Annotated in this window: 8 protein-coding genes; 3 read left to right on the top strand and 5 right to left on the bottom strand. The window is 61.6% G+C overall.

The window, feature by feature from the left end; genetic code table 11:
• Both AQZ52_RS17425 and AQZ52_RS17420 read right to left on the bottom strand, forming a co-directional pair.
• Positions 1-609: ArdC family protein (locus tag AQZ52_RS17425; RefSeq protein WP_156425033.1), on the bottom strand; the 609-nt coding region annotated here is incomplete at its 3' end.
• Between the two features lie 158 nt (positions 610-767).
• Positions 768-2786 (bottom strand): ParB/RepB/Spo0J family partition protein, encoded by a 2019-nt coding sequence (locus AQZ52_RS17420; RefSeq protein ID WP_067913933.1) that lies wholly within the window; start codon positions 2784-2786, stop codon positions 768-770.
• Positions 2787-3375: 589 nt separating this feature from the next.
• Between AQZ52_RS17420 and AQZ52_RS17415 the strand changes: the two genes are divergently transcribed.
• Genes AQZ52_RS17415 through AQZ52_RS17410 form a run of 3 tightly spaced genes read left to right on the top strand, consistent with a single transcriptional unit; the run spans position 3376 to position 5064 of the window.
• On the top strand, positions 3376-4023 hold the full coding sequence (locus tag AQZ52_RS17415) for a hypothetical protein (protein WP_067913929.1): 648 nt from the start codon (positions 3376-3378) through the stop codon (positions 4021-4023).
• Between the two features lie 48 nt (positions 4024-4071).
• Complete coding sequence (locus AQZ52_RS18275; RefSeq protein ID WP_156425016.1) at positions 4072-4473, top strand: hypothetical protein; 402 nt, start codon at positions 4072-4074, stop codon at positions 4471-4473.
• 9 nt (positions 4474-4482) lie between these two features.
• Positions 4483-5064 (top strand): hypothetical protein, encoded by a 582-nt coding sequence (locus tag AQZ52_RS17410; RefSeq protein ID WP_067913927.1) that lies wholly within the window; start codon positions 4483-4485, stop codon positions 5062-5064.
• Between the two features lie 762 nt (positions 5065-5826).
• On the opposite strand, the gene AQZ52_RS17400 is transcribed toward AQZ52_RS17410, so the two are convergent.
• From AQZ52_RS17400 to yhhB, 3 genes are read right to left on the bottom strand one after another with little or no spacing between them, the layout of a single operon-like run.
• Positions 5827-6672 carry an aKG-HExxH-type peptide beta-hydroxylase gene (locus tag AQZ52_RS17400; RefSeq protein WP_156425015.1) on the bottom strand — a complete coding sequence of 282 codons (846 nt, stop codon included), beginning with the start codon at positions 6670-6672 and terminating at the stop codon, positions 5827-5829.
• Positions 6669-7250 (bottom strand): cyclophane-containing peptide 2OG-Fe(II) oxygenase YhhC, encoded by a 582-nt coding sequence (yhhC, locus tag AQZ52_RS17395; RefSeq protein WP_156425014.1) that lies wholly within the window; start codon positions 7248-7250, stop codon positions 6669-6671. Before yhhC ends, AQZ52_RS17400 begins: the two co-directional genes overlap by 4 nt.
• Positions 7247-8362 (bottom strand): cyclophane-forming radical SAM/SPASM peptide maturase YhhB, encoded by a 1116-nt coding sequence (yhhB, locus tag AQZ52_RS17390; protein ID WP_067913920.1) that lies wholly within the window; start codon positions 8360-8362, stop codon positions 7247-7249. Before yhhB ends, yhhC begins: the two co-directional genes overlap by 4 nt.
• Between the last annotated feature and the right edge of the window lie 14 nt (positions 8363-8376).

The raw sequence follows: 8376 nt of genomic DNA, 5'->3' as shown, positions 1-8376 counted from the left end.
CGTCGCATAGTAGTGGTCGAAGCCGGTAAACAGGCTTGCTGGTGGCATCGTGATCCGGTCGATGCCGGGCTCGTAGTAGGCCTCTGAGCCCGCGTTCCGAAGGTTGGCCGGGATTGCCGCAAAGAACCTGTCGAGCTCGTCCTCGCGGCCTGCGGGCTCAACGAGCTCCAACGATGCGACGGGACGAAAGTAGGCCGGCAGGCCTTCGATCTGATCGGCATTGAACACCGGGTAGGATTTGAGCACGCGGCGGGCTTCCTCGCTGCGCTCGCCGGTATCCGGTGCTTCGACCTCCTTGGTGTAGCTCTTGTAGAAGATCGCGATCGTCGATTTCTCGCCCTTGCGGACTTGTCCTCCGAGCTCCTGCGCCTGGCGGTAGGTCATCCAGAACGGCGAGGCGTAACCGCACATATCGGCGACCATCCAGAGCCAGAAACAGTTCATGCCGCGATAGGGAATCCCGCAGGCGCGCAAGGGCCGCGACACCGGAACGCCGCGCCAGGGCTGGACCCAGGGCTTGGTTCCAGCGTCGAGCCGGGTGATGATTTCCTGGGTAATGCGCGCGGCTGGCGATGGTCCGCTGCGCTCGCGAGAACGGTACTTGGTCATGGGGCTTCTCCTGATGGGTTTCCCCGTGGGCGCTCCTGCCCACGGCTTCCGCCCCCAGGGGCGCCTCCTCTCCTCTGACTGAAAAGAAGAAGCCGCCCCTCGGGGTGTGCCCGAGGGACGGCTTCGAGGTTCGCGACTGTCAGCCTGTCAGGAGGAGGTCAGGCTGCCAGATCGCGGGCGGAATCATCGGCTTGTTGGGATTCCGGTTTTGCATCCGAATCTTCGCTGAGCAGTTCACCGCACAGCGGTTCGGACGGCGCGACCTGTTCGTCTTCCGCCGCAAGGGATGGGAACCGCATGACATCGGGCACCCAGGCCAGCGCGCGTTCACGCTCTGCGACTTCGGCAATCGTGGCTCCCGCAAAGATGCGCTCGGCGCTGGCCGCCAGATCCGCCTTCTTGACCGAGACGTAGCGCGCCGCGAGCTCCGCGCCGCCGACTTCGCCCAGCGCCTCGAGAATGACCTGCTTAGGCACCCGGTCAAAGAAGTTCGCCGCCGTCGGCCGCCACCACTGCGCGATATCGATGCCGATTAGCGCGCCGAGATGATCCTGTAACGGGATCCTGCGCTCGCCGCTCATATTGAGGCTGGCCTCGAGCGAGCGCGCAACAACGTGCCCCAGCCAGGCCGCACGGGCTTCGTCGCCGAGCGCCCGGAACCGGTCGAAGCGTTCACGCTGATCGGTGCCGGCGCGCCAGGTCTCATCGAGCGCGGAGCGAAGCTCGGCAAGCGCGCCGGTCGCCGCCGCATCGGCAGGCTCGAACCCGACGATAGGACCGTTCGGCACGCCGCCGCGGATGGTCGAGGCCTTGCGCGCGTGCCAGTCGTGGCTGTCGGCATCGGCAAGGGTAAAGACCACAACGTCGAGTGCGAGCGCCGGATCCGATGCCAGGTGCAGGGCGAGCACGTCGCGGCGCTGCATGGCAAGTTCGTCGACAAGCCTGCGCGAGAGGGTCGCGCGGCGCGGTCCCGTCTCACCTTCGGAACTGACCACTTCGATGCCATCGCCATCGCTCGGCGCCGTCTCTTCCCGCTCGCCGTAGAAGACCGGCTGCAGCACGGGCGTGCCCTCGCGCGACAGCGTGAGGATCATGCCTGCCGAACCCTTCTGCTCCTCAGGCAGGACCGGCTTGCGGCTGCGGATGTCCTGCGTCTCGCGTTCGATTGCCGCAATTGCGGCCTCGGCTGCTTCGACCGCTTCTGGCGCGCTATCCTCCTCCTCGAGGATCGCAGCGTGTTCATCCCACGAAGCGTCGAGCTCTTCCAACCGCGCGACTTCGGCCTCGCTGAGCGGCGCAGGCTCTGCCGGCAGGCGCACAAGATTCTCGACCAGATCGTGGCTAGCGTAAGGATCGAGCGTCGGCTTGACCCACGCCACGCCGTGCTCCGCAGCGAGCGCGCGGGCTTCCTCTTCCATCTTCGCCGCAGCCAGGGTTTCCAGCAGCGTGACATCGACCCAAGTCTCGGTATCGGCATCGTCGAAAAGTTCGCGCTCGATCCGGCCGCCTGCCGCGAGGTATCCGTCCCGCCCAACCAGCTTGGCCCGGGGATCATTGCCCCGCACTGTTCCGGTGAGCACCATCCGCCGGATGCTGTCGGCATTCGGCGCGTAGTAGGCACCGGACACCTCCGAGAAGACGCGTGCTTGGATCTGCTGGTCCGACGTGGCACCATAGGCCTTGGCCATGTCGAGCGTGATCTCGCCAGCAGCGAGAGCCTCGAAGACGACCAGAGCCAGTGTTGCGAGCCGCAGCCGCCCTTCGACGAAACGCACCGTGAGACCGAAGCGGCGAGCGACTTGTTCGGTCGTCGCCCCGCCCTCGATGAGCACGGCGAATGCCAGCGCTTCATCGGCGGGGTTCATGGCAAGACGGTGGAAGTTCTCCGCAAGGCTCGCTTCGGGTGCGGTCTCGTTATCGGCGCTGAGAACGAGGCACGTGACCTGATGGTCGCGCGGCAGGACCTTGTCCTCAACCAGCGCGAGCATCGCGCGGCGGCGGCGTTCGCCGGCTTCGACTTCGAACCGGCCCTTGGGTGCGGCCCGGACCACGAGGTTTTGCAGCAAGCCGTGCGCCGCAATGCTGGCCTTGAGTTCGGCATCTGCGGCTGGATCGCCATGGCGGCGGACATTGCGGGGGGAGGCAACTAGCTTGCCGAGAGGAATTGTTTGGAACATCGGTTTCACTCCTGAACTGAGCCGTTTGCGCGCGCCGACCATCGACGCCTGACAGGCTCAATCAGGGCAAAGCCCCCTCCCCTCTTCAATCAAAGCAGTGCGGTCTCAGAGTTCAAATATGGCCAATGACCATTTTGCCGGACAATCCGGACCGGCGGCTTCGCGGACGCTGCTATCGGGGAAACTGACATTCGGATGGATCAGGGCGCGCATCTGGATCCGACCGAGGCTGGGTACAAATGCAACTAGGCGATGGTGGCAAATTTTGGTGGAATGGGTGGCTGGGTCCAATTTTGCCGAAGGCTTGGGCCGCGATCAGGTGCGGTTCGCTGCAATGAGTGGCCGAATGGCCATGAACTTGATCATCCGCTTCATGTTGTAGGCCACTTTTCTCGGAGGTGACCTGGCGAATCTGCACGGTGATAAGTGGATATTCTGCCCGACGGTGGCCACTGTGGCCGCATCGCATCGAAGTGTTGAAACTTGAAAACTCAACTCTCGCCAAATCTGCGGCGACCGTCCTTGACTTCACTGTGCTTGACGGGCAGCCGCACTTGTCGACAACAGAAGAAACACCGGGGGTAAATTTATGAAGTTTTTGACGAGCGGACCCGTCGCGTTTCTGTTGCTCACTACTGGTGCGCAGGCCCAGGTCTCGCCAGCGCCTGCGCAAGCCATGACCGTCGCGCCGGTTTCCGATAACGTCCTTCGAACCGGAACAGAAGTTCAGCTGAAGCTGAGCGAGCCGCTTTCGACAAAAGGGAAGAAACTGCGTGTCGGACAACATTTTCAGTTGTCGGTCATGGAAGCCGTGTCGGTTGGCGGCAATATCGTGATCCCGGTGGGATCGCCAGCCGTTGGGGAAATCACCGAGGTCCGAAACAAGGGAATGTGGGGCAAGTCCGGCCACCTGACCGCAAGTCTCCTCCATGCAACCGTGAATGGCCGCCAAATTCGGCTCAACGGTACGTTTGACGATAAGGGCGTTACAGGGACTGCTGGCGTCGTTGCAGCTGTTGCTTTCGTGCCAGTCGTTGGCTTCTTCACCACCGGCACCAGCGCCCAAATCGATGCTGGAACGCAAATCAAGGGTTTCGTCGGCGAGGACGTGCCGTTGGTTTTTGCTGCTGCCCAATCTCCCAAACCGCTTGAAGTGCCGGTTGCAGTTCCGGCTGTTCAAGTGGCTGCCCCGGCAGCCGCTACGCCGACTAGCGGCTCTGCCCGAAACCAAAACTAGGGCCAGCGCGAGCACGCAAACCCGACGAAACGACAGGAACCTAAGCAAATGCGTCTAGCCCTTTTCGTAGCAATGAGCCTCACCGCCACTTTCCCTGCTTACGCTGAGACAGCTCCAGCCGGACCGGCAGCTGCCACTGCAACGGGCGAGTTCGGGGTGCCCGTCTATCCATATGATATCACTGACCGCGCTTACGTCGTTGTCGGCGAGGTCCAGGCGGGCGTGCGCAAGGCCACGGTGTTTTCAAAGTCGCCGTCACAAGAAAAAATCTATCGGGAATTGTGGGAGCGCGCCAAGAAGCTCGGGGCAGACGCTGTCATAAAGGCCCAATACGGTGATGCTCATGTCTCTGCCATGAGTTGGGGTAAAACCAATGCAACTGGTGTTGCGATCAAGTTTACTTCTGCAGGCACAACCAGCGCATCACCCCAATCTGCTCCGGCGAATTGATACAAGCCGATGCGCACGACGACCTCTCTGGTTGCCATGCTGGCGCTTTGCATAGCCGCGTCTACAAAAGCTCAGACTAGTATTTCTTCTCCGGCACCGGTCGAGATTACTGTTTCCAACGCCGCGCCACGCTGGATCAGAGGCACAGCGATCGAGCTGATGGTACTCAGGGAGGTCAACAGCCGGACTGCGAAGGCTGGAGACAGCGTAATCCTTCGCGTGAATGCGCCGGTTAAGATTGGTGGGGTGATTGTCATCCCGGTCGGCGCGGCAGCTCGCGCTGAGGTCATTGCTGTATCTGGAACCAGCGCAGCTGGCGGCAAAGGACAGCTTAGCCTTCGATTGAGCAGCGTCGAGACCCAATGGGGCTCAGTCAAGTTAGCTGGAACCAAAGGAACCCAAGGTGCAAGCAACACGGGCGGCGTCGTTCTGGGTGTGCTTGGCTTTGGCTTGGCTGGCCTCCTGACTAAGGGCGGCAACGCCACCTTCAAAGGCGGCGAAATCATCACAGGATTCATTGACGAGGGTGTAGATCCTATCGGCGAGCCGCTTCAGGTTCTGACGTCGAACCCACCGCCGCTATCAAACTGAATAGCAAAGTCTGTTGATGGCCGTGGACCTTAACTGCCGCCTCGTCCCACTACTGCCGATTCAAAGCAAACAGCAGCAAACGACCAGCCTCGGTCGTTCCAATCAGCCATCATGAACGACCGCCCACGCCGAAACCTGCCGTCGGTGGGTCTCTCAGCGCCCAGGCAAAAGGCGCCGCAACAGCCGAAGTTCGCGTGCTCATAGAAGCCTACCAGAAGCCGTCGTCTGTTCAGGACACCCATTCCTCAATGCCGCGCAGCAAAATTCAACCAAAGCGTCCGTGTGGGGTGCCGGCGTCAAGCCGGTGGTTCCTAGGGCGTGATCGGTGAAAGGCGCTGCCTGCAGGTGACACGGGCAGCGCTGAACTGAACGCCAACCACGTCTGGGGTTTGGCAATGAGTGTAGCTCCCCGGCGCGGTGGCGATGACGCGAATCTCCAACCGAGGTTCGAGATACCGATCCCGCCCGGGCTCAATCTGGACTCCCTGCGCGGCAAGACGCTGACCGGTCCGGCCGTTTTTCTGCGCGGTTGGATCTTTCCACACCACCTCGAAAAGGGTGCAGGCCAAGTCCTTGAAGGTTTGCCACTTGGTCGGCGCTTTGATCTGGTAGTCTAGGATGTCCAGTAGCGCGCGCCCGGCGTAGCAACAGGTAGGCTGCCAAATATGCGGCTGGACGCACGTCTGCGCCAGCAGAATCTGATCCGCCGCGCGTATAGAAAGCGCCTGCGAATCGCGACCCGCATGACACGAGCGGGGCAATCTAATCGACAAGTGCCGCGGCAAGTATCCGACCTTCTGGAGTCAGATCGTCGCTTGCGGCAAAATCTATTAGCTCGGCACATTCCTCATCGATCTGTGAGATGCGAAGCTGCGCATGGGCGAGGTCCACGCCCGCCATAATAGGCCCGGCGGCAATCACACGAAGCCAGTCTTGGACCACTCGAAAGACATAGATCCCATGCAACAGGCCCTGGGTCGGTCGCTCGCGCTTCTGCCAAGGTGAATAGCGACTTTCGCCACTCCCGCCGACCAGAGGTACTGAATCCTCGATGAGGCTGAGCTGCAAGTGCATTGTCTCGTGCAGTACGCCTTCCGCAAGACGGATGGACGGCACTTGGTCGCTTACGGCGTGCGCGCCGATGAAGATCGAAAAGGGCAGAGCAGGATCGCTATAGCCGGTGTCATAGTCCCGACTCTCGACACCCACTGGCGTGATCGACCATACTAGGCTGCGCACGGCTTCTCCGGCAGCCGGAACAACATCGATCAGCCGCATGGCCTGCGCAAGCTCGGTCTGAAAATGGTTCGCGTCGACAGTCGGCTTGGGCTCGCGCAGACCGATCGCCCCGTAACGCGCCAGCATCAGCGTATCGAAGCGTTCAAGGGGAACCGGCCGTCCGAAGGCCGCCCCCGACATCACGGACCCAGGGCGTGGTGCCGATGAATCGCCGCGCAGGATCCTAGCTGATCCGTAGCTTTCCGGATTGATTCCCGACAGTGCGAGCTGGGCCCATTCCCGCATTGCCAGCACCGGTGCCAGCCCTGCGTACCAGCGGGAATCACGTCCTGGCAGCACAGCGCGTATTCGGTCCTGAAGCGCGGTCAAGCGGCGTGCCGGAAAGTGTAGACAAGCGTGTCGCGGCTGCCGCTGTGGATGGTGGAGACGGCGTGGTGCGAACGCTCGGAAATCTCGAAGCCGAAGGCGCTGCGGTGGACCGGCAGCAGCACGTCCGCTACGCTTTCGGGATCGTCGGCCTCGAAGATCATGAAGAGGCCGCCTTGTTCAACCGTCCAGCCTCGGTTTAGCTGGACGATGAGCCGGTGAGTCTCCTCTTCGCCTATATGATCGTTGTGGATCCGGATCGTCTGCCCTGCAACCAAGCGGTGGACCGCCACCTCGACGAGTTCGAGTGGCGGAGCGTCCAACCGTTCGGACAGTTCTCGGACTAGGTCGGCGACGAAGGCGTCTGAGACGATGTGCGCGACCGCGGAGGGTGCAGCGCAGTCGAACATCGAGAATTCATGTTGCTCGTAAAAGTCGGTGACTTGCAGCTTCCATGGCGCGTCCGCGTCGAGCCAATCAAGCAACGCATCGCCAGTAGCTTCCGGCAAAAGCTCGCTTACCCGAAAATGCGGAAACGGAGAATCCCGGCTCTCGACTCGCGTGAAGTCAGGACGAGTCACGCTGCGGTCCGAAGTGCAATCTGCTCGCGCATATGGTCAATCAGCCGCTTCTGGTCCGCGCAGAATACACTGGGATTGTCGAAGGCAGCGGCAGCGCTCCAACGGTGGGTCGGCATGCCCCCGCCGCAAATCAGGAGATCTGGACAGGCGAGACAGGCGGCCGCTTTAGGCCGTTGCGATTGATGATACTCCTGGAAGAAGGGCGATCCGACCAACTCGGCCAGATCGTCATGCACGCTCCAACGCTCGGCGAACTGGTCGGCGCCGTCGGCGGACTTGAGTGTGTCGTTCTTTGTGATCGTGCCGTCGGTCTCGACGACCAGAATGCCGTAGTCGTCCTGCCCCACCCCTTCCTTGATTGAGCGGCCACCGAGAATGAGTCGCATCATGTCGTCGAGCAGCCGTATGCGGATCGGCTCATCGTCAGCCAGATAGGCGTCGAGCAGGCGCCCCATCCACTCGCCGTATTCGGTCGAGAGCAAGCTCGCCTTTCCGATCGGCAGCGTATCGTGGTTACCGTCGCGGTAGAGGAAGTCGACGCTCGGCGTCCCGGTCGACTTGAAGAAGTCGTAGATGCTGGCGGGATCCGCCTCGAGATCGATTACGCAGAGAAGACCCGACAGCAGCGACCGACCCTTGGTGTGGGCAAGGACTCGCGCGATGCCCGCCATGACGGTGTCGTGTGACTTGCGGCCTCGGCGGTCGGGACGATGGCGATCATGAATCTCGGAAGGCCCATCGAGGCTGATGCTAATGCCTACATCATGCCGCGCGCAGGACCGAATGACATCGTCGTTCAGTAGCAGCCCGTTGGTCTGGACATGCAGACCCACCGTCGGCGGCAACTGCTCGCGCAATTTCGCGCAGATCGCATCGAATCGCGAAGCGCCGACAAGAAGAGGCTCGCCGCCGTGGAAGACCAAGCTTAGGGGCCGCCCTTGTGCCACGACCAGCCTAGCCAGATTCTCACCTAGCGCTTCGACGGTCCGCTCGGACATTAGTTTGGGCTGCAGACGCCAAGCGTCATCCCCCATACGGTAGACATAACAATAGTCGCAATCGAGATTGCACCGACTCGCAAGCTTCACGAGAACTGTATCGATGGCGATCATATCGCTGGCACCTG

The organism is Novosphingobium fuchskuhlense (genome assembly GCF_001519075.1).
Lineage (GTDB): Bacteria > Pseudomonadota > Alphaproteobacteria > Sphingomonadales > Sphingomonadaceae > Novosphingobium > Novosphingobium fuchskuhlense.
Note: the sequence above shows the minus strand (reverse complement) of the source record. Positions and strands in the feature narration are given on the sequence as shown.